The following is a 25,809-nucleotide window of genomic DNA, read 5'->3' as shown; positions in this document are numbered from 1 at the left end:
TTTTAATATGCAAAAAGGAGTAAAAAATGAAAGAATTTAATCCAAATAAAGCAAGTTTGGCAACTTTTTATCGTAAAATAGAGCAATTTTGAGAAAATAAATCACCCAATAAACCATATACTTTGAATGATTTAACCAATGAATTCAATCTTTCTAACAGATGAAAGCACGAAACTTACAAGAGCGAAAAGATAGTTCCTTTACTTGAAAAACAAGTTGATAGAATTGAAAGTGAAATAATTAACTTTATGATGAAATCACCTGATGGTGCTAAATTATATTGACAACGAGCATTTAATTATAAATATTCACTGCAAGAAAAACAGTTAGAACAAGAATTAAACTTAAATAATCAACAACCAATAATTGTTAATTTACAAACGGATATTAGAGATATTAAAAAAGAAAGTGATAATAATGCTTAATCATTTTACTTATTTGTTAGAAACTCCTTATTGATTATTACAAAATAGTAGTATTGGTAATAAATATCCCTTTGCTAAAAAATATGAGTTAGTTAATGAAATTAATCAAATTGGAACACGATATAGTGGTAAGACTATTTCAAATATTAAAATGTTTGGTGAATTATTAAAAATTAGTTTATTAATTAAAGAACCAATTTGTATCATTGCTAGTATGTATTGAAGTAAGGATTTAAAAGATAGTGTATTTCAAAATATCTGAAATATGTCTTTAATTTTGTCGAAAACTCTTGATATTTATAAAATATACCTAAAATTAGGTATATTTTTAATATATGGAGGTAAATAAATGATGAAAAAAATAATTACAGAATTAATAAATAGCTTAACAGATGATCAATTTTTAGAATTTTATGAAAAAATAAAACAACAAGCAGACTTAATTAAAAAACAAAAACGTTTAAATGAAATTGATCAAAAATTTAGAGATAAAGGCATTATATGTCCTAATTGCAAATCTTTTCATTGTGTTAAAAATGGTCATAATTCCGAAGGAAAACAAAAATATTTATGTAAAAAATGTCGTGCTAGTTTTGATGCATTTCGTCATCATTTTACTTATTGAAGTCATTTAAATTATGAACAGTGAAATTTATTAATTCAAATTTCATTGTTAGGACAATCTAGTAAAATAATTTCTCGTTTTATTAAAACAACCCCAAAAACCGCTTGATATAATCGACAAAAATTAATGCAATCAAAACAATTAGAAAATACACAGTTAAAATTTAAAAAATTAAATGGTCAAATCCAAATGGATGAAACATTTATTAAAGAAATTCATAAAGGCAATTTTAAAGATAAATTTGATAAACGAAAAACTCATCTCGATCCATTTTCAACTGATACCAAATGCTGTATTCAAATGGCAGTTGATAGCAATAATAATATTTTTGTTCAATCCACCAATACCAAAAGATTACAAAAACAATGGATTATTGAAAATATGAATAAGCAACTAATTAAAGAAAAATCAATAATTATTTCTGATATGCAACCACTATATTTATTAGTAGCAAAACAAACAAATTCTACTCTATATTCCACCAAAACTAGTACAAACCCTGATACTAGTTATCAAAAGTTAAATAAGATTAGTAAATTACAATCCAGTCTTAAAGAAGCCTTAATTCATTATCATGGTTTGGGTTTCACTAATATTCAAAATTATTTAAAGCTCTGAAAATGAAAATACCAACACAAAGGTTTAACACCAAACCAACAATCAACGGTATTATATTTTAACGTTTAAAAAATTTAAAGCAAAATCATAATCTTACACAAAATTAGTTTTCAAATTGTCATATTGATGATTTTTTTTATTTCATCAAGAGTTTTCGACAAAATTAAAGAAATATGTTAGATGAAAATCATATTCCTTATACTATTAACTTATCAAATTTTACTTTTACTTTATCAAATGGTAGCAAAATATATTGTAAAGGTTTACATTCACCAAGCCGGAAAGAAAAATTAAAAGCTTTTGCTGATTTGAATAAATATAAATTAGTAATTGATTGAAGAGAAGAATGTGACCAATTTCAACAAAAAGATTTAAGTGATTTAGAATTTGCTATTCGTGGGTATCAAAATAAAATAACAATTAATACATGTAACCCTGAAAGTTTAAAAAGATATATTGTTGGTTATTGTAATGAATTAATGCCTTTTAATGAAGAAATAATGCGTAGTAAATATGAACAAATTAACTATATTGAAAAATGAAATATGAAGATTATTATTCATTATTCTAGTTGAAGACTTAATTATGAATTACCACAAGATAAGGTTAATGAACAATTAAGATTAGAACAATTAGATATTGAAAGAGCAAGAGTATGAAGTTGAGGATTGCCTGGTAATACTAGTGGGTCAATCTTTGCAAGATATCTTGATATTATGCAAGCAACAGATATTATTCAACCAACTAAAGTTATTAGGTGGTGTTGACTTAGCAAACTCTACTAGTCCCCAAAGGGCATACAACAGCAGCGAGTTTTTGAATATATAATTCATTTGATAAAAAAGCCTATAAAGTTGCTGAATACACACACTCAAATGCTACTCAACAATTTAAAGGACCATTAGAACAAGTAAAAGATATATTGGAGTTTTATAATAATCAATTAAATCAATATTTTAATTTAATACAACAAGGTATATCAATTAATGTTGATGATAGTGCTTATGCAACATTAGAAAGTTTAAACCGAGAGAAATATAATTATACTTTGTCAATACATGCATTTTAAACCAGCGCAAAAGCAGAAATTTAAAATAAAGCATCGTGTAGAAGCATTTACAATGTTAATTAATACTAATCAATTAAAATGATTATGAGAAAAATGTCCTGTAAGTAAAACACAATATGAATTAATTCAATGAGAAGATAAACCAGATGCTAGAGAAGAGAGAATGTTAGATTTATATGATGATACATTTGATAGTGATTTTTATGCTTTACACTTTGAATTAGTTAATATGGTTAAACATAATAGTTCAGCAGATTATAAATTATGACAACAAAGGGAGTGAATAACTTAATGAAAAAAGATATTTATGTAATACACGATGAAAGAGTAATTAATGCAAAAAGACCATATATGTCTGTTTGTGGACAAGTTAAAAAAAGACTTTGTCAAGAATTAAAAAAAGATAATATCGCAATATGTAAATTAAATTTATATAACGAATATATTAAGAAATATCAAAAAGTTAAAGTATGTGTACAAGTTTTAGCAAATGAACCTAGTTTATTAACAGTAAATATTATTAATTATGCACTTATTTTAAAATTAAAGGAGCAAAATAACAATGAATAATACTTTTCCTAGTTTACCAAACTTAAATGATATTAATAGTGTTTTAAAATTTTATAATTATGATTGAACTATTAATTTAGCCAATATTATTGCTCGTCATCAAATGCGATTAATAAATGGTAAAGATATTTTATTTAAATCTCATCGTAAAGACATTTTAGAAAAATTAAACTGATGATATGAAACTTATAAAATAAAAGAAAAATTAGATAAAAATGAATTAACAGCAAGTTTAATGGGTAAAACTATCTTTGGTTTATTAGAGACTAATGACGGCAATATTGATTTATGAATTAACCCTTTTAACTTTACATCACGAGTAAGTAAAATAAATGAAATTGAACAAGGTGCTGATATTTGATTAAATTATCATCAATCAGACAGTGGTTTTATTTTAAATTTAATTTGTACCAAAGATAAAATAGTTATTAAAGGTTGACCTAAAAATAATGAAGTAGTTGTTGGACAAAGTAAAACACAAATTAAAGATGATGTTAAACCTGTTTTAGTACAAGAATTTAAAAATAAATTAGGTATAGTACCTTTCTGAGAAATGTAAATAAAGGTGTTAGTAAAATAGCAATTCCATTACCTCAATATTGTCCATAATTATATCAATTAATATTATCTTTTATTGCATTAATCATGCCATATTCTAATCAACAATTTAATGCTAAAAATATCAATGTATAAAAACTAACTACTCAACTACGAATTTTATATTTTCTTTCTCATTCTCTAATATCTTTATGATTTCAATTATAAGTTGGAATAGGGTCTTTTTTAAATCAATTTCAAGGTAAGGCACCCTTTAATCAAGTTGTTTTATTTTGTTTCATTAATTAAAAATCCTTTCTAAATTAATTTTCTTTTAATTGTTAAATCTTTAATAACAATATTATTTGTATCATTTGAAATTGAGCCATCTTGCTTAATTGTTATTCTTTTATAAGAATTATCTGCTAAAAATGAAAATATTGATTTTTGTGATATTGTTTCAAAATAATATGTTACAAATTTATTAGCAGATGCATAATCTGTTATTGAAATTGATATTTTATAGTAATATTTTATTAAATCATAATCTGGAATTTTAAATGTTAATTTTTCGTTTGCTTCTGGATAATTAATTAATTCTCAATCATTACCAGTATTAATAGATATATCACCATTCCCCAATAATGAATTACCATTAATAGTTTTAATATTTGTACCACTTATTAATTTATCTTGTTTTAAATCTGAAACTTCAATCTCATCATTATCATTTTTAATGATAGTTTTATTATCAATTTTTATATCAGTACCACTACTTTGTTTTGCTTTTCAGACATTATTTTCATAATAAATCGTATTATTATCAAAGGGAACTATTAATTTAATACACTCATTATAATCAATTTTAGAAAAATCATTAATAGTAGGATAAGTAATATTTATTGAATTATCAGTTTGTAATCGTTCTTTTAATCAAAATAATAATGTTGGATAAAAAGTTTTTTTACTAATATGCTTATATTCTTCTTCTCATGGATGAGCATAATTATCTAAACTATAATTATAAGGTCTAGATACTGTTTTACTAGATATAATATCAATAATTTCACCTGCTAATTTTAAAGCATTTTTAACATCACGAGTAATATTTTCATTTGCTTCTGGGTCATTAGTTTGTGAATAAGCAACTCCACCTTGTGAAAATGAAGCACTACCAGTTAAATCATTAACTCCTTTTGGTAAATATCAATTTATAACTGCTAATAAACAAGCAGATTGAATATAACTTAATCATTTATCATATTCAATTAAACCAGTATTATCTTTTTTTACTCAAGGAAACAAATCTTTTTTATTAATTTTATCTGAAATTGTTCCACCTGATAATCTATCCATTCATAAACTAGTTTTTAAAATAGCATTATAAATTAAATTATCATTATAAGCAGATTGTTTACGATCATTAATAGGTTGTCAAAGTTTACTTGCTTTAACATCTTCAACTGTTATAAATAACAAATTACTTAAATTATTTTCCATATAAAACACCCCTTAATTGATTACGATATTTATTTTTTAAATTATTTGGTTTATAACTATTAACCTTTCTTTTGGTTTTATTAATTGCTTTAATAGATTTATTAACCTGATAAAATTTATTTTTAACTGGTGTTTTATATAAATTCTTAATATTTTTAACATCACTTCGGCGTTCACTATATCATTTTTTATTATTAATTTCACCAGCAAAATTAAAATTAAAATGTCCAATTTTTAAATTATTAATAAACTTTTTAATTTGATTTAATTTTTGAACTGTTGGTAATGTTAATTTAGTAGTTCCTTTGGGGTATTTTTCTTTTAATGCTTGTGGTAATCGTTTTTTAATATAATTTTTTAAATGACTAGGTAATCATTTTCTTAATCAATAACGCCAAAATAAAGTTCCTGCATTAGATACAGCATTACTTAATAATTTTCATATTTCAACTGGAACACTAGGATAAACATAAGGTCCATAAAATTTCGGATGTTTTGCTGTTTTTGTATATATTAAAATAGTTAAATTACCTGTTAAAGTTAATTTATTAGTTATATTAAACATTCCACTATCAAGTCAACTACTATTTAAAGGTTGTCAATTAGTATTTAGATAATTTTCATTTTTAAATTGTTTTCTATTTTTAATATTATTATCTTTTTCTAATTGACTTAATATTTGTTGAATTTCTTTTTTATGACCTTTTTTAATTAAATCTAAATAAGTAAATGGATTTAATCACTGATAAATATCTTCAACTTTACTTGTAATTTTATTATATTTATCAGTAATATAATTAATTGGCTTTAATATTTTATTTTGAACTTTATTAACTCTATTAATTAAATTTACAAATTTACTTATTAAAGGTTTATTTTCTAAATTAGTTACTAATAAAGTTAAAACTCGTAATATTAGTAAATTCATTGTTTATTAAGAATTTTTAATTACTACATCAATCGGATTTGTTTGACCACTAGCGTTATTTTTACCTTGAATTTGAACTTCAACAGTTTTATCATTTGTAATATTAATTGGTCAATCTTCACCTTTACTTTCAATAAAGTAATCATAATCATTCTCAGTTAAAGAACTATCTATGGCTTTAACTGCTTTTAAAACGACAGCTTTAAATTGTGGTTTTAATTGTTCTGCTGTTGTTTGTGTTGGGTCTGTAACGTGAATAGTTGGTTTATCTAATTTATTAATCCCACTAATATCAATTTTATTTGATGATGGAATTACATAATCAACGGGCACTCTAAAAGTTTTATTTAGATTACTTTTGGCAGTATTAATTTCATCTTGGGTTGGCGCTTTTTCTAAAATAATTTTACATGTTTTTGGATATAAAATTGTTGGTGTTGCATATTGTACTTTACCAATTCATTTAGGGTTAGCAGTATCATTATCTAAAACTTGTTGAATAGTATCCATATTAATTGGATAAGCTCATACTTGTTTATTAATAATTAAACCATTTACATTAGTAAAATTATAACCTTTATCACGGTTAACTTGTCCTTTTGTATATGTTTTTTCTAAATGAAAACTTTTAGATACAGGAATACCCATTGCAGTATTTTCATATAATTCACCATTAACCATTGCTTTTAATTGAGCTTGTGAACCAATTACTTTTAAATACGCAGGTGTTAATCCTAAATAGGCTCTACGACCTAAAACCATAAACATTTTATCGGTTGGCAAACCAAAATATAAATTACTAATTTGATTTGTTAATTCAATCAATGTTTCATTTAATGTAAAGAATGCTTTATTTGCATCATCAGCATTTTCAGCTGTATAACTACGAAATGGAATTACTTCATATTGACCATCTGCTAAACAATAATCATAAATAGCCTGAATTAATTCACATTCTAAATTAACAAATTTATTTTGTACAACACTAGAAATAGCATCAGCAATAACACCATTTTTAATATTTTGTTCTATTAATGCCAAGTCAAAAGCCTCATTCATTAATTTTAAATTAAATCTTTTATCAATCGGAACTGGAATTCTTGTTAATCCCATTGTTTGCGTTGTCCCACCATTTGGTAATGAATAATCATCTTGTCATACCACACGATGTGTTAAATTATATAATGCTTGTCCTGCATTAGGTAATCAAGCAACTTGTTCTGCGGTTGCAGTAGCATACTGCATAATACTTGCATATTCATTATATAAAGGTCCACGCAATAAAGCATTAACCATATCAACATAGGCTTTTTGACCTGTTGTATTACCTTGTAATGTAAAAGGTACTTGTGGCAAATTGATTGTTGCCATAATATTTCACTCCCTTATTATCTAAGGTTTTTAAGTGTATAATCAGTTAACTTTTTAATTTCATCAGGAGTATATGCTCCTTTTTCTTTAATGGTTTCAATTTCATTATTTTTATTTTCAGTTGATTTTTCAATCATTTCTTTAATTAAATTACCAGGTGAAACTGATGGTTGTTCTTGTACAAACAAATCAGGTTTTAATTCTTTTAAAGTTTGCATTTTTTCACTTAAAGAATTACCACTAACTTTATCTAAATTAGTTTTAATATCTTCAATTTTAGTAGATGGAACATCTTTAAAAGCTTTTAATTCATCTAATTCATTAGATAATTTAATAAAGTCTTCTTTTGATATAACATCTTCGCGTTTTTGCACACTTTCTCTAATTTGCTTTGCTTCATTATTAAACTGATTTAAGATATTTTCAGCAATCTCTTCACTTAAACCTTGTTCGATTAATTGTTCTTTTGTAAGTGCCATTTTATAAACCTCTCTTTTTTTATTCTTGTCCGATTAACAAGTCAGCATAAACTCTTTTTTATGGAAAAAGATTAAACCTATAATTTAATTATATACTAATATTTTACTAATACAATACTTTTTATATATTATAACTAAACTTAATATATTTGATTACTAATTTAGTCATTAAAACGCGTAATAAGCATTATTTTTAAGAATAAAATTATTACATAATTCATAATTTTGCTTGTATACATATATATATATATATATAATGCAGTTAGATCTTGATAAAAAGTTTCAAGATTAATAAAAGGAGAAAAACAAGTATGAAAAAATTACTTAGTTTATTAAGTGTATTAACTATTAGTGGAACTGCTGTACCAACAACAATTGCCGCTAGTCCTTATCAAAAAGAAGAACATAATACAGAAACTGATAGTGGTGTTAGTGTTTTCTATCAAATTATAGAAAATGGTAAACGTAAATCAATTATTGAAAAAATATATGGAGTTAATGAAAATGAAAGTTATATTAGATTTTTAGGTTTTGATAATAGAAATAATAAATATTATATAAATGATAAAAATATTTACTTTGTAAATAATAAAAATAATAATAATAATGCTATATCGATTAAATTACTAAGCTTTAAACCAGCATCAGTTATTGATTTTAGTAGTACTGATAATTTTGTTAGGTTTAATTGAAAAGATTTAAATAACACTATTCATGTTTATAGAATAAAAATTATAGATTTAGAAAATAACAATTTAAATAAAATAAATGAATTATCTAAAATTATTTCAAATCCTATTTTAGGAACAGTTAAAATTAATAATGAAAAAGGATTACTAACCGAACAACAAATTAAAGATTTTTTAAAAGATAAAAATCCTCAATTAGATATAACTAAGATAGGAATTAAAAATATTATTGATGATTTATACAATAATAATGAAAAAAGGATTACAGTATTTTCAAGTGACTCAACAATTTATACTGGCGAAGCAACTGTTTTTTTAGATGTTGAAAAATAGTTAAGATTTAAAATAAATGAAAAAAATATTAAGTCTTTTAGGAACAATCACTTTAATAGGAACCAGTACAACCAGTTTAGTTGCTTGTAATACACCACAACATGAATATACACCCGAAGAATTAGCACAATTAAAAAAAGAAAACAAAATTAAAACAAATAACCAAGAAATTAAAGACAATTTAGAATGAACAGCACCACAAGAAAAACCATTTAATAATGTTGATAATAAATGATATTATGTAGTATGACGTGGTGATAAAAATAAGGAATGAAGAATCGCTAAATTTTTAAATGATATAGATAATGAAAAAAAAATAGATAATTATGCTAAATATAGTCTTATTTTTAAACCGCCAAGATTTCGTTATTATACTTTATTAATTAAAGAAGGAATTATTAATACAAATAATACTTTATATGCTGATGATGGTTCATATTTTAAATCAGTTTATCGTTGAAATTTAGATACACAAGAACCTCCTAATTTAGAAAATTTAGAAGTTGATAAAGATGGCAATATAAAAGTTAAGTAAGAACTAAAAAGAGATATTAAATCTCTTTTTATTTTTATCTTGGTTTTATTGTAATTTTAACTGGATTATCACTTTTATTTCTAATACCTAAAACATTAGGATTATCAACATCTAATACAATAACTTTATCATTACCAAAACTTAAATAACTATCTGCCCCTAAAATTAATTCTGCATGAATTAATTTTATAAATCTAATTTTTAATTTCATATCATTTGTATAATATGCCTGTAATTCTGTTTTTTTAATTTCATCTTTATCACTATTAAATAATTTTGTTGATTTAAGTGTAAAAGAAACTCTAATAGTTAATTCATTTTTTGATACATATTTGCTAAAATAATCATCATAACTTGGTAATCCATTAGTATATGCAGTAAAAAATGTTTGAACATCATTTACTCTGATATTATCAGTATATAAAGTTATTGTATTATCAAAATTAACTTTATCAGTTTGTGAACGACCACTTTTTAGTAATTTTATACTAGACAATGAATTTTTATTAGTACATCCAGAAACGCCGCCAAAAGTAATATTAACATTTCTATTAGGAATAAAATTTTCTATATTTGGTGGTCCACATTCAACTTGTAAATTACCTAAATTACTTATTTCAACAGTTTTATAAGCATCTTGAAATTTACTAATACTTTGAATTGTTGGGTCAATTTGTTTTAAATCAATTTCTATTTCATAATAAGCAGAATTAAATTCATTAGAGAATAAATTAACATCAGGGTATAATGTGGTGTTAACTTTTCTACATTGTGCTGGTGCTATAATTTTAGTTAATAATGGTAATACTACATCGGAAGGCAAAATATCTTTGGTATAAGGTTGATAGTTATATGGCACTGGTGGCAAGACATATTGTGGGTAATTAAATGTTGGTATTTCATAATCATGTGGTAATAGAAAACTAGTTTTATAATTAGTTGTCATATCTCGTAAATAATTATTTAAGACACTTTTTGTTTTACCTCTAAAACTTCATACTGATAATCGTAAATAATCTTCTTCATTATTTGTATATGGATTATCAGCATAAAAGATAATTTCAAAATTACCTTTATATAATGCTTGTATTGAAAACATATCAATTATATAACTACAATTTGTACCATCAGGTGTTTGTAAGAATTCACAATCATTATCTTTTTCACTATCACTAACTGATGTTTGTGCATCAACTGCTTTGGTTTCTTCATTAATTAAATATATACGATTAGTTTTGGGGTTTAATTGTTTTAAATTATAAGTTGAATAAGTTATTCGTTCAGTTGGTTTGCCATCTTTTTCTAAAACATTGCCTTGTATTTTATCAGTTAATAAAGTAGTAAAACCTAAACTAGTGGCATTTGCTCCAAAGATAGCACCAATTTTATCATTTCCTTGTTCTCTAAATATTTCAAATGGTAAATAACCTTTACCAGCAGACTTATCACCTCAAAAGGCATCGTTATAAAAACTATAAACATTAGCACTCATAAAACCATTAAGTCATGGAAAATTAGGTCATTTATCATCTTGGGTAATTGTTAAATTTCCAATTCAGTCCCAAGGAATACCAAAAGAAACAAAGTTTAAAAACTTTCCAATAGCAGGTATAGTAAAAGGATTAAAGACTAATTTTTGCGTATAGTTTAAAGGTAATACGGTAATTTGGCGATTAATAAAATTATTCATATTTAAAATGTCTCAAACATTACACGAACCCATTTTATTATATTCAATTTGAACACTTCCAATAGTATTACCAAATTCATCTTTTCTTCTAAAATATGATGACGCTTGGGTACTAATAATATTATTAACAGTTCCACTATTTACTTTTACTTGATTTGGTGGAGTAATCATTCAACTTTTAGACCAATAAGGTTTAGAATTTGAATTTTCTTCCTTAATAGTTGTTCCAACAGTCGGATTGGTTGCTGTTGAACTTGCTTTATCTGTTATTACCATACCCTCATTATTTTTTTCAATTCAAAAATCAGACATTGATTGAATATGTTCTTTTCAATCTTTATATCCAGTAATAATAGTTGGTTGTATCCCTTGAATGTTATATCAACTTACTTCGGGTGATGCATAAGTATTTATTTTATCAGGTGGGGCAGGATACATGTTATACATTAATAAATCTCTTGAATTCATAACTTTTTTATTAAATTCACCTTTAATAATTGGTCGACCAATAACAGGCATATCAAAAAAGATAGGATTACCATAAAATTTAACTGCCATTGCTCTAACACCTGGGTCTTTTAATAAAACTTCATCTAATTCAACAATACCTTTATTTAGTTTTTCATCATAAGTTATTTTAGGAAAACAATAACCTTCACCTGGTGCTGATGTTTGAATAAATTGTCGTACTGCCAAACCACTATTACTAATTTTGTCATTAATACTTGAAAAGGTAATTTCTTGTCATAAAAAACTACCATCATAAGGTGAATAATAATTAATAACATTTGATGGATATAATCATTGTCTATCTTGGGGTGCAGAATTAATATCACCACCACCAATATTTAAACCACGGTCATTAAATACAGTATAAAAATTATAATAATCATTAATATTTAATTTATCTGCATCTTCATCTAAAATTAATAAAGTATATTTTCTTTCAGTTGATTGTTGTGTAAATACTTGTTCAAATTTGGCTTCACCAAATTGAATTGAACTTCTATCATCAATCATATAAGCATCTCAATATTTACCAACTTTAACTTCTTTTGTATAAAAGTTATCTGCTTTATTATCATTATTCATAAAATAACTTAATTTATATTGCTTTAAGTATTCTAGCATTCTATTAATATCATAAATGTTTTCACCATCAATTAATTTTCAATAAACATTATTATTTTCATCTTTTAATTTTATCGCAAAAGGTGTTTCATTATTTACTCATATAGTTGAATTAATTGGTTGTTTATTAAAATCATCAATCGTTAATATATTAATTTCTTCACCTTTATATTTTTGCACTATTTTTAAACTATCTTGTCATTGTGCAATAGTACTTTCCATATTATCAAATATGCGTGAATAACTACCATAATCACTTGGTTTAGCATTATTAGGTTTTCAACCTGTTTCAGTATCAGGAATATATGAACTATAAACATTAAAAGGAAATACCATTCAATGGCGATTGTCTTTTATGTTTTCTCTAATATCTATTAAAGTATCATGGGCTTGTCTTCGTAATTCTTCGATAACCCCTGGGTTAATTCTACTCATTTTTTAATTCTCCTTAATTTCTGTTCTACCTTGTAAGGCATTTTGATTATTACCAGTTTCATCATATTCCATTAATTTATTATTATGTTCTATTTCTTTGGCTTGCATTTTATCTTGTCATGCTTCTATTTTTTCTAAATATTTTGCTGCTTCTAATTCATCAATATTTTCATATTCAGTAATTGCTCTTATTGGTTCCATTGTGCCATTATCTAATCTAGCAGTAATTAATTCATTTTGTCGCATTTGATCTACTAAACTAGCACTAACAAAATCAAAACCATAAGGTCTTTCACCAGTACCATCTCATAAACCGTAATATTTTAAAACGGTATCAAACACTTTTGTATAATATTGCTTACGATATGCTTGTAAATATGCTTGTTTTTCTAAGTCTTTTGTTTTAGTTAATAATGACTGTGTTTTATTTTGGTCATTATCTGATTTATCACCAAAAGGACTAGAAAAATGACATGCTAAGTATACTTGTTCAATAATAGCTTTTTGGTCTTCGGTATATGTTTCTAAGGTTGGTGTACCTTGTACTACTTGTAAAGATTGGGATAATTGACCATCAACTGCTGATTGACCTGATTGAATAAAAATATCATCAAAAGCATCTTGTAATACTTTTTTATTACCTTTGTTATAAGCAGTCATTAAATCATCATCTAATATTCCATATCAATGAGTACGATTTGCTCATCTTTCTTTTGATTTAATATTAAAACTATCTTCTAAATCAAATTGTAATTTATAACAATTTGCCATTGTAGGTCGTGTGTTTAATGTAGTTGATGTTGATAGAATAATGGATTAGGTTCATTTTACATATGGAATTCAAGGTATATTTGTTGCTAGTAGTAAACCAAAAGTAGATATGAAAATTGATATTCCACGATTAAATTGTGTTTTACTTTGTCCAACAACTACTTCATTATTTTTAGGTCAACCTTTAATAACTATTTTATCTTTGGTACAAATTAAATTTAAAATAAAACCACTGTCTGATTGATGATAATTTAATCAAATATCAGCACCTTGTTCAATTTCATTTATTTTACTTACTCGTGATGTAAAGTTAAAAGGGTTAATTCATAAATCAATATTGCCGTCATTAGTCTCTAATAAACCAAAGATAGTTTTACCCATTAAACTTGCTGTTAATTCATTTTTATCTAATTTTTCTTTTATTTTATAAGTTTCATATCATCAGTTTAATTTTTCTAAAATGTCTTTACGATGAGATTTAAATAAAATATCTTTACCATTTATTAATCGCATTTGATGACGAGCAATAATATTGGCTAAATTAATAGTTCAATCATAATTATAAAATTTTAAAACACTATTAATATCATTTAAGTTTGGTAAACTAGGAAAAGTATTATTCATTGTTATTTTGCTCCTTTAATTTTAAAATAAGTGCATAATTAATAATATTTACTGTTAATAAACTAGGTTCATTTGCTAAAACTTGTACACATACTTTAACTTTTTGATATTTCTTAATATATTCGTTATATAAATTTAATTTACATATTGCGATATTATCTTTTTTTAATTCTTGACAAAGTCTTTTTTTAACTTGTCCACAAACAGACATATATGGTCTTTTTGCATTTATTACACGTTCATCATGTATTACATAAATATCTTTTTTCATTAAGTTATTCACTCCCTTTGTTGTCATAATTTATAATCTGCTGAACTATTATGTTTAACCATTGGTATTAATTCAAAGTGTAAAGCATAAAAATCACTATCAAATGTATCATCATATAAGTCTAACATTCGTTCTTCTCTTACATCAGGTTTATCTTCTCATTGAATTAATTCATATTGGGTTTTACTTACAGGACATTTTTCTCATAATCATTTTAATTGATTAGTATTTATTAACATGGTAAATGCTTCAATACGATGTTTTATTTTAAACTTCTGCTTTTGTGCTGGTTTAAAATGCATATATTGACCAAAAGAATAATTATATTTTTCTCTATTTAAACTTTCTAATGTTGCATAAGCACTATCATCAACATTAATTGATATACCTTGCTGGATTAAATTAAAATATTGATTTAATTGATTGTTGTAAAAATCTAATATATCTTTTACTTGTTCTAATGGTCCCTTAAATTGTTGAGTAGCATTTGAGTGTGTATATTCAGCAACTTTATAGGCTTTTTTATCAAATGAATTATATATTCAAAAACTCGCTGCTGTTGTATGTCCTTTTGGACTAGTAGAGTTTGCTAAGTCAACACCACCTAATAACTTAGTTGGTTGAATAATATCTGTTGCTTGCATAATATCAAGATATCTTGCAAAGATTGACCCACTAGTATTACCAGGCAATCCTCAACTTCATACTCTTGCTCTTTCAATATCTAATTGTTCTAATCTTAATTGTTCATTAACCTTATCTTGTGGTAATTCATAATTAAGTCTTCAACTAGAATAATGAATAATAATCTTCATATTTCATTTTTCAATATAGTTAATTTGTTCATATTTACTACGCATTATTTCTTCATTAAAAGGCATTAATTCATTACAATAACCAACAATATATCTTTTTAAACTTTCAGGGTTACATGTATTAATTGTTATTTTATTTTGATACCCACGAATAGCAAATTCTAAATCACTTAAATCTTTTTGTTGAAATTGGTCACATTCTTCTCTTCAATCAATTACTAATTTATATTTATTCAAATCAGCAAAAGCTTTTAATTTTTCTTTCCGGCTTGGTGAATGTAAACCTTTACAATATATTTTGCTACCATTTGATAAAGTAAAAGTAAAATTTGATAAGTTAATAGTATAAGGAATATGATTTTCATCTAACATATTTCAGATATTTTGAAATACACTATCTTTTAAATCCTTACTTCAATACATACTAGCAATGATACAAATTGGTTCTTTAATTAATAAACTAATTTTTAATAATTCACCAAACATTTTAATATTTGAAATAGTCTTACCACTATATCGTGTTCCAATTTGATTAATTTCATTAACTAACTCATATTTTTTAGCAAAGGGATATTTATTACCAATACTACTATTTTGTAATAATCAATAAGGAGTTTCTAACAAATAAGTAAAATGATTAAGCATTATTATCACTTTCTTTTTTAATATCTCTAATATCCGTTTGTAAATTAACAATTATTGGTTGTTGATTATTTAAGTTTAATTCTTGTTCTAACTGTTTTTCTTGCAGTGAATATTTATAATTAAATGCTCGTTGTCAATATAATTTAGCACCATCAGGTGATTTCATCATAAAGTTAATTATTTCACTTTCAATTCTATCAACTTGTTTTTCAAGTAAAGGAACTATCTTTTCGCTCTTGTAAGTTTCGTGCTTTCATCTGTTAGAAAGATTGAATTCATTGGTTAAATCATTCAAAGTATATGGTTTATTGGGTGATTTATTTTCTCAAAATTGCTCTATTTTACGATAAAAAGTTGCCAAACTTGCTTTATTTGGATTAAATTCTTTCATTTTTTACTCCTTTTTGCATATTAAAATTGCTATTATTTAATGAATATGATTAAATAAAAGAGTAAATAAAAACTATGAAAGAACCATCGCGGTTCTTTTTATTATTTATATTTTACATCAAAATAAAAAAAAGTAAATTACTTTACTTTTTATTTTAGTATACAAGCATATAGAGATAAATTGGAGCTTGTTACAATATAATTATATAATTAATAATATATTTGTCAATAATTTTAATTTAAAAAAATGTGAAAATTTATCTTTTTTATAAATTTAATGTATAACTATTTTTATAAAAGAATTGGAGGAAATATAGAGTAATGAAAGATTATACACATGTAAAATATGATGAACGAAGATTTTTTAAGGATTTATTTTTATCTGATAGTTGCAAAAAGAAAAATGGCACACTTAATTTATCTGAAATATCAAGACAAACAGGAAGAGATATTAATACTGTTAAAAGAGAAATTAATAGATTTACAAATATAGAAGATTATAATGCCCGTGAGGCACATGATGATTATTATAAAAAACGACAAAAGTGTATTAAAAAAATACCTACATTTACAGAAGAACAACAAGAATTTTTAAATTTACGATTTAATATTTTGGGTGATTCACCAGCAGAAATTATTCAGCGATTTTTAATAAAATTTGGTATCAAATTTCCTGCCTGTCTTAAAACATTTTATAAATGAATTTTTTTAGGTCTTTTGGGTTTGTTAAAGAAAAATTTATTAAATGGTGGTAGAAGAAATAGAACAAAGAAAAGACCTGATAATCGTGGGAAATTAGATGAAAGATTTAAATCAATATGAGATATTGAAAATAAAGAAACAGATGTTGGTTGATTTGAAATGGATACCGTAGTTGGAAAAGAACATCAATCTAGTTGTTTAGTTTTGACAGAGAAATCAAGTAAAAAATACTTTGCTATGAAATTAGAAGAACATACTGCTAATGAAGTTTTAGAAAAACTTAAACATATAGTTAGAATTAATGGTTTAGTTGGAAAAATTAAAGGAATAATAACCGATAGAGGAAAAGAATTTAGTAAGTTTGAAGAAATGGAAAAGATTACTGGTTCTAATGTTTATTTTTGTGACCCTGCTTCGCCTAATCAAAAACCATTAATTGAAAGACTAAACCGTGAATTTAGAAAACGATATGGTAGGGGGACAGATTTTAATCTTGTTACGCAACAAGAAATAGATTTAGTAGTCGATATTATAAATGAAAAATTAAGGCCCGTTCTTAATTGAAGAACTTCAAAAGAAGTATTTTTAGAGAATTTTAGATAAGTTTATTTGAAGTAATTTAATAAATTATTTTTCAGTGTGTTTAAATATGCCAAAAATAGGGTAAATTTAAAAATAATTTATTTTTTTAAAAAAATAGTTGCACTTCTTTTAAAAAGTGTTATTATTAAAATAACAAGAGATAAATTTGGAGCTTAGATTTACATAATACGTGACGTATAATGTACGATGAAGCTCCAAAAAACAACTCTTGTTAGGGTTGTTTTTTTATTTGAAATAAAAAATCCCTAAAAGGAGGTAATGATAATTAAACAACAAAAAATATGTGATGTTAATGATTGTTATAAAGCAGTATCATTCATTACCGAAGAATTTTTATCAAATAAAGTTTTATGAACTTGTGAAAAACATAAATATTTATTAAATAAAATAAAAGATAAAACACAAAAACAGTTTTATCAAAAACTAGAAAATTCAAAAATTATCTTTGATGATAAAACTGGTTCTTTTAAACTTTGATTTTATAAAACAACTTAATGCAGGGTGGAACAGTTATTTTAAATAACTAAGTGTTTTTTTCCACATAGGCGGTCTAGCCCAGCGGTAATCAGTCCGTAAATAATAGACGCTTTAACAAGCGATAGTCGTGATAAGTGCGGGGTCAACATCAAACGACAATAAATATTGAGATGGCCACTTTATAAATAAATTTGCGATAGATATTATCCCATTAGAGGATGACAGAGGTTTTAAAAACCACAAAGTCAGCATTAGGCTCTTCAATGTGCAAGTGAATTTATTTTAAAAACTGAACGCTTTGACCTGAAATGGTGCGGATGAAGAGAGAGAATTCTCTGGCATTATCTTATAAAAACAACTGTCGATTATTAAACATTAAACAATAAAACATACCGCCACCGCTCACCCGCAGTGAAGCGGATGGCGTAGTAAATAAATAGATAAATACTTAATTATATAACTAACTCTCGCTTTGGCACTTTCACTTTGGAGTGAGTGCCAGCGAGTTAAAAATAGGAGGTAAATATGACAATCAAAAATCTAATATCAATATATATGTACAATGATTTTTGTATTAATATATTTGATAATAAAACAGGGCAAAAAGAAAATATTAATGATGATATTAATTTAATTAAAAATGAAGAAGCACATTTATTAAATCAAGAAATAACTTATTTTGATATTAAAGAACAAAAAGGAAGAAAATTAATAGAAATATTAATAGCAAAGAACGAGGTAAATTAGTATGTGAAAAGATGAAAATGGTTATGTTTATACTGAAGAAGATTTATTTAATATGGCATTAGAAGAATGTCATTCAGAAGAAAGTGCTTATGAATATATTGATAATTTAATTAATGAAATGGAATTAGAGGAAATTTAATTATGGCAGATTTAAAATTAAATAATGAAGTTAAAAATATTACGTATCCATTTTATTTAAAAGGAAATAATTTTAAAGAATTAAGTTTAAAAGCATTAACAATTAAAAAATGAATTGATGAAAATGGACAAGAATTAGCAGAATTTATATATCGACAACAAGCTTGATTAATAAATGGAGAATATAAATCACAATCACTAAAAGATTTAAAATTAGTAGTTTCAAAAATTGATTATATTTTTAGAGAACCATTAGAATTAATAAAATCTTTTAAAGATGAATTAAATTTTATTAGAAAAGATATTTTGAATTTAGAAAATAATATTAAGAATAATCATGATTCTTTAAAAAATAATGTTATTAATATTCAATTTCAAAAACAAAATGAAATTATTGAAACTCATAAAAAAGAACAATTTTTAGAAATTAAAAGTGTAGCAAAAAAAGAGCAAGAATTAAAAATTATTACTAGTAATTTTCGGAAAGAAAAATTATTAATTAAAGATATTGAGGTTATTGGTATTAATGATGATTTTTTACAAAATGCTGATAAATTAGAACTTATTAATCTTATTAAAAATTATTTAGTTGTTGATGAACAAATTGTTAAAAATGAAATTAAAGATCAGTGAGATAGTAATAAAGATATTAATTTAATTGGGGTTAAAGGTATTAATTTTAAAATAAATAAAGGAGAAAAATAATATGGCAAATATTGTTGAATTTTTAAGAACAGATAAAGCAACAGAATGAATAAAAAGTAAATTTTCTAATGAAAATGAAATTGCAAGATTTAAAAGTAATATAGTTGCAATATCAAATAGTAATGAATTATTACAAAAAGCAGATCCAAAAACAATTATGACTGCTTGTTATCAAGGAGTTTTATTAAATTTACCAATGGAAAAACAATTTGGTTATGCTTATGTAGTTCCATATAATACTAAAATAACAAGAATTATTAACGGTCGCGAAATCCAAGAATGAATTAATCAAGCTCAATTTCAAATAGGTTATAAAGGTTATATTCAATTAGCACAAAGAAGTGGTCAATATTTAGATATGTCAGTATCAGATGTTAGAGAAAATGAATTAGTAAATTATGATCGTTTAAAAGGAACTAGTTTTAATTGAATTCAAAATGAAGATGAAAGAGAAAAATTACCAATTATTGGTTATGTAGCATACTTTAAAATGGTTAATGGTTTTGGAAAAACTTTATATATGACCAAAGAACAAATGGAAAATCATTTTATGAAATATTCTAAAACTTATGCTAAAAATAAATCATTTTATATTGCTAGTTTTGATGAAATGGCATTAAAAACAGTATTAACATCTTTATTAAGAAAATGAGGTATTATGTCTGTTGAATTACAACAAGCTTATAAATCAGATCAGGCAGTTATTACAACTAATGATGAAAAGATTTATATTGATAATGATAGCAATATAAGCATAAATAAGGGTCAAATTAGTAATGAAAATATATCAAGTGAAGAAGTGACAGATAATAATTTAGTTAAAGAAGAAGATATATCAAATGTAGTGCCAACAATTAATAATAACAACGATGAGGAATGAGCCACTTGATAAAAATAGGTATTGACCCATCAGGAACAGGTACTACTGCTATTGTTATTTATGAAGATAATAAATTAATTGAAAAATTAGAATTTACAAATAAAAATTGAAAAGAACAATATGAATTTATTAATGATAAATTGTTTGATTATGAAGAAAAAATTAATATTGAAGATTGTTTATATACATCTGCTAATGCTAGTAAAGATAGAGATGATTTATTAAGATTATTAGGAGCATTATCTGTTTATAAATATTTTATTAATTGAGTATCACCAAAAAATACTAAATCAGTTGTTAAAAATATGGAAAATTTAAGTAAATATAATGATAGTTGTATATGAAAATTTGATAAAGATACTAATTTAACTTATCAATATGGTAAAGGTTGATTTTATAATAATGAAAAAATAAGTAATCATTTACGAGATGCAATTATTATTGCTAATTATGAAAGTTAATATTATGAAACATTCATATAATCAAAAAACAGGAAAGTATTATTCTTGTCAAATTCGTAATGTTAATATTTACTTAAATAAAAATGAAGAAAAAGTTTGAAATGAATTTAATAACTTTACTTATTCGCAACGAATTGAATATCTTATTAACTTTTATATAACACATTATAAAGGAAATAAAGAATATGAATAATTATATTTTATGTTATCGATCTGAACAAGGTAATCGCCCTTGTAAAAACCCTCGTGGTGAATATATAATTGGGATTGATAAACAAGATGTAGATATTAATTCAACTGAATACTGAGAATATTATAAAAATAATTATGGAAAAAATAATTTAGTTATTTGTAAAGTTAAAAATTTAGACTTAATATTAGAAAATAAAAAATAACCAATTAAGGTTATTTTTTTTAAATACTATTTGTTAGTTTTTTAATAGCATCTTTTTGTGCTTGTTTTTTGTCATTTACTTTAACTTGTTTTTTAACATTTTTAATTTGACCTGTTTTTAATGCTAATTCTGTTGCATAATCAGGTCCTCGTAAATGTTTTTCGTGAGCAATAACAGCAGTTCTTAATTCTCTAATTTCTGCTTTATATTTTTTAATTTTTTTAGCAGATAATCCAAGAATACCAAGACTACCCATTCCACCAGCACCCGCTAATACAAGTAAAGCAATTACTATTTCATTACTAATTTCCATTTCTTTATTTCCTTTCTTATCCTTACTCAAACAGTGGCCATCCATTCTTTCAGAACAAAATAATTTATAAATTAAACTATATAACCACCCAAAAATATCAACCGCCCCTATATATAGTTTATTTTAAATTTAATTCTTTGTTATTTTCTTCTTGTTTTTTAGTATATTCATCTTGCATATTTTTAAATATTTCTTCTGTTATACCATCCAAATTATTTCATTGTTTTGATATTCTTGGTTGAATAACACGCGGATTAATACGGCAGTTCAAACAATGTCTTAAATGGTCTTTTTTTCATTTTGATTTATCAATTCAAATAATAATTAAAGAAATTATTAAAGTAATTAAAGGTAAAATTGTAAATACTAATCCCATTTTAGATATTTTTAATCGTGGAATATCAATTTTCATATCTACTTTTGGTTTACTACTAGCAACAAATATACCTTGAATTCCATATGTAAATAAAGGTGTTAGTAAAATAGCAATTCCATTACCTCAATATTGTCCATAATTATATCAATTAATATTATCTTTTATTGCATTAATCATGCCATATTCTAATCAACAATTTAATGCTAAAAATATCAATGTATAAAAACTAACTACTCAACTACGAATTTTATATTTTCTTTCTCATTCTCTAATATCTTTATGATTTCAATTATAAGTTGGAATAGGGTCTTTTTTAAATCAATTTCAAGGTAAGGCACCCTTTAATCAAGTTGTTTTATTTTGTTTCATTAATTAAAAATCCTTTCTAAATTAATTTTCTTTTAATTGTTAAATCTTTAATAACAATATTATTTGTATCATTTGAAATTGAGCCATCTTGCTTAATTGTTATTCTTTTATAAGAATTATCTGCTAAAAATGAAAATATTGATTTTTGTGATATTGTTTCAAAATAATATGTTACAAATTTATTAGCAGATGCATAATCTGTTATTGAAATTGATATTTTATAGTAATATTTTATTAAATCATAATCTGGAATTTTAAATGTTAATTTTTCGTTTGCTTCTGGATAATTAATTAATTCTCAATCATTACCAGTATTAATAGATATATCACCATTCCCCAATAATGAATTACCATTAATAGTTTTAATATTTGTACCACTTATTAATTTATCTTGTTTTAAATCTGAAACTTCAATCTCATCATTATCATTTTTAATGATAGTTTTATTATCAATTTTTATATCAGTACCACTACTTTGTTTTGCTTTTCAGACATTATTTTCATAATAAATCGTATTATTATCAAAGGGAACTATTAATTTAATACACTCATTATAATCAATTTTAGAAAAATCATTAATAGTAGGATAAGTAATATTTATTGAATTATCAGTTTGTAATCGTTCTTTTAATCAAAATAATAATGTTGGATAAAAAGTTTTTTTACTAATATGCTTATATTCTTCTTCTCATGGATGAGCATAATTATCTAAACTATAATTATAAGGTCTAGATACTGTTTTACTAGATATAATATCAATAATTTCACCTGCTAATTTTAAAGCATTTTTAACATCACGAGTAATATTTTCATTTGCTTCTGGGTCATTAGTTTGTGAATAAGCAACTCCACCTTGTGAAAATGAAGCACTACCAGTTAAATCATTAACTCCTTTTGGTAAATATCAATTTATAACTGCTAATAAACAAGCAGATTGAATATAACTTAATCATTTATCATATTCAATTAAACCAGTATTATCTTTTTTTACTCAAGGAAACAAATCTTTTTTATTAATTTTATCTGAAATTGTTCCACCTGATAATCTATCCATTCATAAACTAGTTTTTAAAATAGCATTATAAATTAAATTATCATTATAAGCAGATTGTTTACGATCATTAATAGGTTGTCAAAGTTTACTTGCTTTAACATCTTCAACTGTTATAAATAACAAATTACTTAAATTATTTTCCATATAAAACACCCCTTAATTGATTACGATATTTATTTTTTAAATTATTTGGTTTATAACTATTAACCTTTCTTTTGGTTTTATTAATTGCTTTAATAGATTTATTAACCTGATAAAATTTATTTTTAACTGGTGTTTTATATAAATTCTTAATATTTTTAACATCACTTCGGCGTTCACTATATCATTTTTTATTATTAATTTCACCAGCAAAATTAAAATTAAAATGTCCAATTTTTAAATTATTAATAAACTTTTTAATTTGATTTAATTTTTGAACTGTTGGTAATGTTAATTTAGTAGTTCCTTTGGGGTATTTTTCTTTTAATGCTTGTGGTAATCGTTTTTTAATATAATTTTTTAAATGACTAGGTAATCATTTTCTTAATCAATAACGCCAAAATAAAGTTCCTGCATTAGATACAGCATTACTTAATAATTTTCATATTTCAACTGGAACACTAGGATAAACATAAGGTCCATAAAATTTCGGATGTTTTGCTGTTTTTGTATATATTAAAATAGTTAAATTACCTGTTAAAGTTAATTTATTAGTTATATTAAACATTCCACTATCAAGTCAACTACTATTTAAAGGTTGTCAATTAGTATTTAGATAATTTTCATTTTTAAATTGTTTTCTATTTTTAATATTATTATCTTTTTCTAATTGACTTAATATTTGTTGAATTTCTTTTTTATGACCTTTTTTAATTAAATCTAAATAAGTAAATGGATTTAATCACTGATAAATATCTTCAACTTTACTTGTAATTTTATTATATTTATCAGTAATATAATTAATTGGCTTTAATATTTTATTTTGAACTTTATTAACTCTATTAATTAAATTTACAAATTTACTTATTAAAGGTTTATTTTCTAAATTAGTTACTAATAAAGTTAAAACTCGTAATATTAGTAAATTCATTGTTTATTAAGAATTTTTAATTACTACATCAATCGGATTTGTTTGACCACTAGCGTTATTTTTACCTTGAATTTGAACTTCAACAGTTTTATCATTTGTAATATTAATTGGTCAATCTTCACCTTTACTTTCAATAAAGTAATCATAATCATTCTCAGTTAAAGAACTATCTATGGCTTTAACTGCTTTTAAAACGACAGCTTTAAATTGTGGTTTTAATTGTTCTGCTGTTGTTTGTGTTGGGTCTGTAACGTGAATAGTTGGTTTATCTAATTTATTAATCCCACTAATATCAATTTTATTTGATGATGGAATTACATAATCAACGGGCACTCTAAAAGTTTTATTTAGATTACTTTTGGCAGTATTAATTTCATCTTGGGTTGGCGCTTTTTCTAAAATAATTTTACATGTTTTTGGATATAAAATTGTTGGTGTTGCATATTGTACTTTACCAATTCATTTAGGGTTAGCAGTATCATTATCTAAAACTTGTTGAATAGTATCCATATTAATTGGATAAGCTCATACTTGTTTATTAATAATTAAACCATTTACATTAGTAAAATTATAACCTTTATCACGGTTAACTTGTCCTTTTGTATATGTTTTTTCTAAATGAAAACTTTTAGATACAGGAATACCCATTGCAGTATTTTCATATAATTCACCATTAACCATTGCTTTTAATTGAGCTTGTGAACCAATTACTTTTAAATACGCAGGTGTTAATCCTAAATAGGCTCTACGACCTAAAACCATAAACATTTTATCGGTTGGCAAACCAAAATATAAATTACTAATTTGATTTGTTAATTCAATCAATGTTTCATTTAATGTAAAGAATGCTTTATTTGCATCATCAGCATTTTCAGCTGTATAACTACGAAATGGAATTACTTCATATTGACCATCTGCTAAACAATAATCATAAATAGCCTGAATTAATTCACATTCTAAATTAACAAATTTATTTTGTACAACACTAGAAATAGCATCAGCAATAACACCATTTTTAATATTTTGTTCTATTAATGCCAAGTCAAAAGCCTCATTCATTAATTTT

35 protein-coding genes are annotated in these 25,809 nt (G+C 24.1%); 19 read left to right on the top strand and 16 right to left on the bottom strand.

Going from position 1 to position 25,809, the window contains the following annotated elements:
* Positions 1–26: 26 nt before the first annotated feature.
* From ACOBME_RS00175 to ACOBME_RS00140, 8 genes are all read left to right on the top strand, one after another.
* The gene (locus ACOBME_RS00175; protein ID WP_338963249.1) at positions 27–425 is read left to right on the top strand and encodes a hypothetical protein; all 399 of its coding nucleotides are present in this window, start codon (positions 27–29) and stop codon (positions 423–425) included.
* Complete coding sequence (locus ACOBME_RS00170; protein WP_419333877.1) at positions 418–774, top strand: hypothetical protein; 357 nt, start codon at positions 418–420, stop codon at positions 772–774. The genes ACOBME_RS00175 and ACOBME_RS00170 overlap by 8 nt, the downstream gene beginning before the upstream one ends.
* Positions 775–1,737: an IS1/IS1595 family N-terminal zinc-binding domain-containing protein gene (locus ACOBME_RS00165; RefSeq protein ID WP_338963247.1), complete on the top strand. Its 963-nt coding sequence runs from the start codon at positions 775–777 to the stop codon at positions 1,735–1,737.
* 104 nt (positions 1,738–1,841) lie between these two features.
* Positions 1,842–2,453, top strand: coding sequence for a phage terminase large subunit (locus ACOBME_RS00160; protein ID WP_419333874.1), 612 nt, complete (start codon positions 1,842–1,844; stop codon positions 2,451–2,453).
* 137 nt (positions 2,454–2,590) lie between these two features.
* Entirely contained in the window at positions 2,591–2,737 is a 147-nt protein-coding gene (locus ACOBME_RS00155; RefSeq protein ID WP_419333872.1) for a hypothetical protein, read from the top strand.
* Positions 2,727–3,029 carry a hypothetical protein gene (locus tag ACOBME_RS00150; protein WP_419333870.1) on the top strand — a complete coding sequence of 101 codons (303 nt, stop codon included), beginning with the start codon at positions 2,727–2,729 and terminating at the stop codon, positions 3,027–3,029. Before ACOBME_RS00155 ends, ACOBME_RS00150 begins: the two co-directional genes overlap by 11 nt.
* A complete protein-coding gene (locus tag ACOBME_RS00145; protein WP_338963373.1) occupies positions 3,029–3,307 on the top strand; it encodes a hypothetical protein in 279 nt (92 codons plus the stop codon). Before ACOBME_RS00150 ends, ACOBME_RS00145 begins: the two co-directional genes overlap by 1 nt.
* On the top strand, positions 3,300–3,866 hold the full coding sequence (locus ACOBME_RS00140; protein WP_419333868.1) for a hypothetical protein: 567 nt from the start codon (positions 3,300–3,302) through the stop codon (positions 3,864–3,866). Before ACOBME_RS00145 ends, ACOBME_RS00140 begins: the two co-directional genes overlap by 8 nt.
* Here ACOBME_RS00140 and ACOBME_RS00135 read toward each other — a convergent pair.
* From ACOBME_RS00135 to ACOBME_RS00115, 5 genes are read right to left on the bottom strand one after another with little or no spacing between them, the layout of a single operon-like run.
* Positions 3,826–4,146, bottom strand: a complete 321-nt coding sequence (locus ACOBME_RS00135) for a hypothetical protein (protein WP_419333867.1) — start codon at positions 4,144–4,146, stop codon at positions 3,826–3,828. The two genes, ACOBME_RS00140 and ACOBME_RS00135, sit on opposite strands and share 41 nt — an antisense overlap.
* Before the next feature lie 16 nt (positions 4,147–4,162).
* On the bottom strand, positions 4,163–5,344 hold the full coding sequence (locus ACOBME_RS00130) for a hypothetical protein (protein ID WP_338963396.1): 1,182 nt from the start codon (positions 5,342–5,344) through the stop codon (positions 4,163–4,165).
* Positions 5,334–6,272 carry a hypothetical protein gene (locus ACOBME_RS00125; protein WP_419333846.1) on the bottom strand — a complete coding sequence of 313 codons (939 nt, stop codon included), beginning with the start codon at positions 6,270–6,272 and terminating at the stop codon, positions 5,334–5,336. Before ACOBME_RS00125 ends, ACOBME_RS00130 begins: the two co-directional genes overlap by 11 nt.
* Before the next feature lie 6 nt (positions 6,273–6,278).
* The gene (locus tag ACOBME_RS00120; RefSeq protein ID WP_419333864.1) at positions 6,279–7,643 is read right to left on the bottom strand and encodes a hypothetical protein; all 1,365 of its coding nucleotides are present in this window, start codon (positions 7,641–7,643) and stop codon (positions 6,279–6,281) included.
* Positions 7,644–7,660: 17 nt separating this feature from the next.
* The gene (locus tag ACOBME_RS00115) at positions 7,661–8,122 is read right to left on the bottom strand and encodes a hypothetical protein (RefSeq protein ID WP_419333862.1); all 462 of its coding nucleotides are present in this window, start codon (positions 8,120–8,122) and stop codon (positions 7,661–7,663) included.
* 311 nt (positions 8,123–8,433) lie between these two features.
* Between ACOBME_RS00115 and ACOBME_RS00110 the strand changes: the two genes are divergently transcribed.
* Together ACOBME_RS00110 and ACOBME_RS00105 are read left to right on the top strand one after the other, a co-directional pair.
* Entirely contained in the window at positions 8,434–9,144 is a 711-nt protein-coding gene (locus ACOBME_RS00110) for a hypothetical protein (protein WP_419333861.1), read from the top strand.
* A gap of 16 nt (positions 9,145–9,160) precedes the next feature.
* Positions 9,161–9,679, top strand: coding sequence for a lipoprotein (locus ACOBME_RS00105; RefSeq protein WP_419333859.1), 519 nt, complete (start codon positions 9,161–9,163; stop codon positions 9,677–9,679).
* A gap of 34 nt (positions 9,680–9,713) precedes the next feature.
* On the opposite strand, the gene ACOBME_RS00100 is transcribed toward ACOBME_RS00105, so the two are convergent.
* From ACOBME_RS00100 to ACOBME_RS00075, 6 genes are read right to left on the bottom strand one after another with little or no spacing between them, the layout of a single operon-like run.
* Positions 9,714–12,935 carry a hypothetical protein gene (locus ACOBME_RS00100; RefSeq protein WP_419333857.1) on the bottom strand — a complete coding sequence of 1,074 codons (3,222 nt, stop codon included), beginning with the start codon at positions 12,933–12,935 and terminating at the stop codon, positions 9,714–9,716.
* Positions 12,936–12,938: 3 nt separating this feature from the next.
* On the bottom strand, positions 12,939–13,706 hold the full coding sequence (locus tag ACOBME_RS00095) for a hypothetical protein (protein ID WP_419333855.1): 768 nt from the start codon (positions 13,704–13,706) through the stop codon (positions 12,939–12,941).
* Positions 13,707–13,751: 45 nt separating this feature from the next.
* Complete coding sequence (locus ACOBME_RS00090; RefSeq protein WP_419333854.1) at positions 13,752–14,330, bottom strand: hypothetical protein; 579 nt, start codon at positions 14,328–14,330, stop codon at positions 13,752–13,754.
* Positions 14,323–14,601: a hypothetical protein gene (locus ACOBME_RS00085; RefSeq protein ID WP_338963373.1), complete on the bottom strand. Its 279-nt coding sequence runs from the start codon at positions 14,599–14,601 to the stop codon at positions 14,323–14,325. Before ACOBME_RS00085 ends, ACOBME_RS00090 begins: the two co-directional genes overlap by 8 nt.
* The gene (locus tag ACOBME_RS00080) at positions 14,601–16,061 is read right to left on the bottom strand and encodes a PBSX family phage terminase large subunit (RefSeq protein WP_419333852.1); all 1,461 of its coding nucleotides are present in this window, start codon (positions 16,059–16,061) and stop codon (positions 14,601–14,603) included. Before ACOBME_RS00080 ends, ACOBME_RS00085 begins: the two co-directional genes overlap by 1 nt.
* Positions 16,054–16,452 carry a hypothetical protein gene (locus tag ACOBME_RS00075; protein ID WP_338963249.1) on the bottom strand — a complete coding sequence of 133 codons (399 nt, stop codon included), beginning with the start codon at positions 16,450–16,452 and terminating at the stop codon, positions 16,054–16,056. Before ACOBME_RS00075 ends, ACOBME_RS00080 begins: the two co-directional genes overlap by 8 nt.
* A 320-nt stretch (positions 16,453–16,772) precedes the next feature.
* Between ACOBME_RS00075 and ACOBME_RS00070 the strand changes: the two genes are divergently transcribed.
* From ACOBME_RS00070 to ACOBME_RS00030, 9 genes are all read left to right on the top strand, one after another.
* Positions 16,773–17,756, top strand: a complete 984-nt coding sequence (locus tag ACOBME_RS00070; protein WP_338963245.1) for an IS30 family transposase — start codon at positions 16,773–16,775, stop codon at positions 17,754–17,756.
* A 258-nt stretch (positions 17,757–18,014) separates the two neighbouring features.
* Positions 18,015–18,251 (top strand): hypothetical protein, encoded by a 237-nt coding sequence (locus ACOBME_RS00065; RefSeq protein ID WP_338963243.1) that lies wholly within the window; start codon positions 18,015–18,017, stop codon positions 18,249–18,251.
* Between the two features lie 507 nt (positions 18,252–18,758).
* Positions 18,759–18,980 (top strand): hypothetical protein, encoded by a 222-nt coding sequence (locus ACOBME_RS00060; protein WP_338963241.1) that lies wholly within the window; start codon positions 18,759–18,761, stop codon positions 18,978–18,980.
* A gap of 1 nt (position 18,981) precedes the next feature.
* Positions 18,982–19,119: a hypothetical protein gene (locus ACOBME_RS00055; RefSeq protein ID WP_338963239.1), complete on the top strand. Its 138-nt coding sequence runs from the start codon at positions 18,982–18,984 to the stop codon at positions 19,117–19,119.
* 2 nt (positions 19,120–19,121) lie between these two features.
* Positions 19,122–19,823, top strand: a complete 702-nt coding sequence (locus ACOBME_RS00050) for a kinetochore Spc7 family protein (RefSeq protein ID WP_338963619.1) — start codon at positions 19,122–19,124, stop codon at positions 19,821–19,823.
* A 1-nt stretch (position 19,824) separates the two neighbouring features.
* Entirely contained in the window at positions 19,825–20,715 is an 891-nt protein-coding gene (locus ACOBME_RS00045) for a recombinase RecT (protein ID WP_338963407.1), read from the top strand.
* Positions 20,700–21,164, top strand: a complete 465-nt coding sequence (locus ACOBME_RS00040) for a hypothetical protein (protein WP_338963404.1) — start codon at positions 20,700–20,702, stop codon at positions 21,162–21,164. Before ACOBME_RS00045 ends, ACOBME_RS00040 begins: the two co-directional genes overlap by 16 nt.
* On the top strand, positions 21,154–21,357 hold the full coding sequence (locus ACOBME_RS00035) for a hypothetical protein (RefSeq protein WP_419333849.1): 204 nt from the start codon (positions 21,154–21,156) through the stop codon (positions 21,355–21,357). The genes ACOBME_RS00040 and ACOBME_RS00035 overlap by 11 nt, the downstream gene beginning before the upstream one ends.
* Positions 21,350–21,559 (top strand): hypothetical protein, encoded by a 210-nt coding sequence (locus tag ACOBME_RS00030; protein ID WP_338963231.1) that lies wholly within the window; start codon positions 21,350–21,352, stop codon positions 21,557–21,559. The genes ACOBME_RS00035 and ACOBME_RS00030 overlap by 8 nt, the downstream gene beginning before the upstream one ends.
* 19 nt (positions 21,560–21,578) lie before the next feature.
* Here the strand turns inward: ACOBME_RS00030 and ACOBME_RS00025 are convergent, their stop codons facing one another.
* The 5 genes from ACOBME_RS00025 to ACOBME_RS00005 all read right to left on the bottom strand — a co-directional run.
* Entirely contained in the window at positions 21,579–21,917 is a 339-nt protein-coding gene (locus tag ACOBME_RS00025) for a hypothetical protein (RefSeq protein WP_338963556.1), read from the bottom strand.
* Positions 21,918–21,990: 73 nt separating this feature from the next.
* Positions 21,991–22,617: a hypothetical protein gene (locus ACOBME_RS00020; protein ID WP_338963398.1), complete on the bottom strand. Its 627-nt coding sequence runs from the start codon at positions 22,615–22,617 to the stop codon at positions 21,991–21,993.
* 16 nt (positions 22,618–22,633) lie between these two features.
* Positions 22,634–23,815, bottom strand: coding sequence for a hypothetical protein (locus tag ACOBME_RS00015; RefSeq protein WP_338963396.1), 1,182 nt, complete (start codon positions 23,813–23,815; stop codon positions 22,634–22,636).
* Positions 23,805–24,743, bottom strand: coding sequence for a hypothetical protein (locus tag ACOBME_RS00010; RefSeq protein WP_419333846.1), 939 nt, complete (start codon positions 24,741–24,743; stop codon positions 23,805–23,807). The genes ACOBME_RS00015 and ACOBME_RS00010 overlap by 11 nt, the downstream gene beginning before the upstream one ends.
* Before the next feature lie 6 nt (positions 24,744–24,749).
* A partial coding sequence (locus ACOBME_RS00005; protein ID WP_419333845.1) for a hypothetical protein occupies positions 24,750–25,809 on the bottom strand: 1,060 nt, incomplete at its 5' end.

Source organism: Spiroplasma endosymbiont of Sarcophaga variegata, assembly GCF_965178695.1.
Lineage (GTDB): Bacteria > Bacillota_I > Bacilli_A > Mycoplasmatales > Mycoplasmataceae > Spiroplasma > Spiroplasma poulsonii.
Note: the sequence above shows the minus strand (reverse complement) of the source record. Positions and strands in the feature narration are given on the sequence as shown.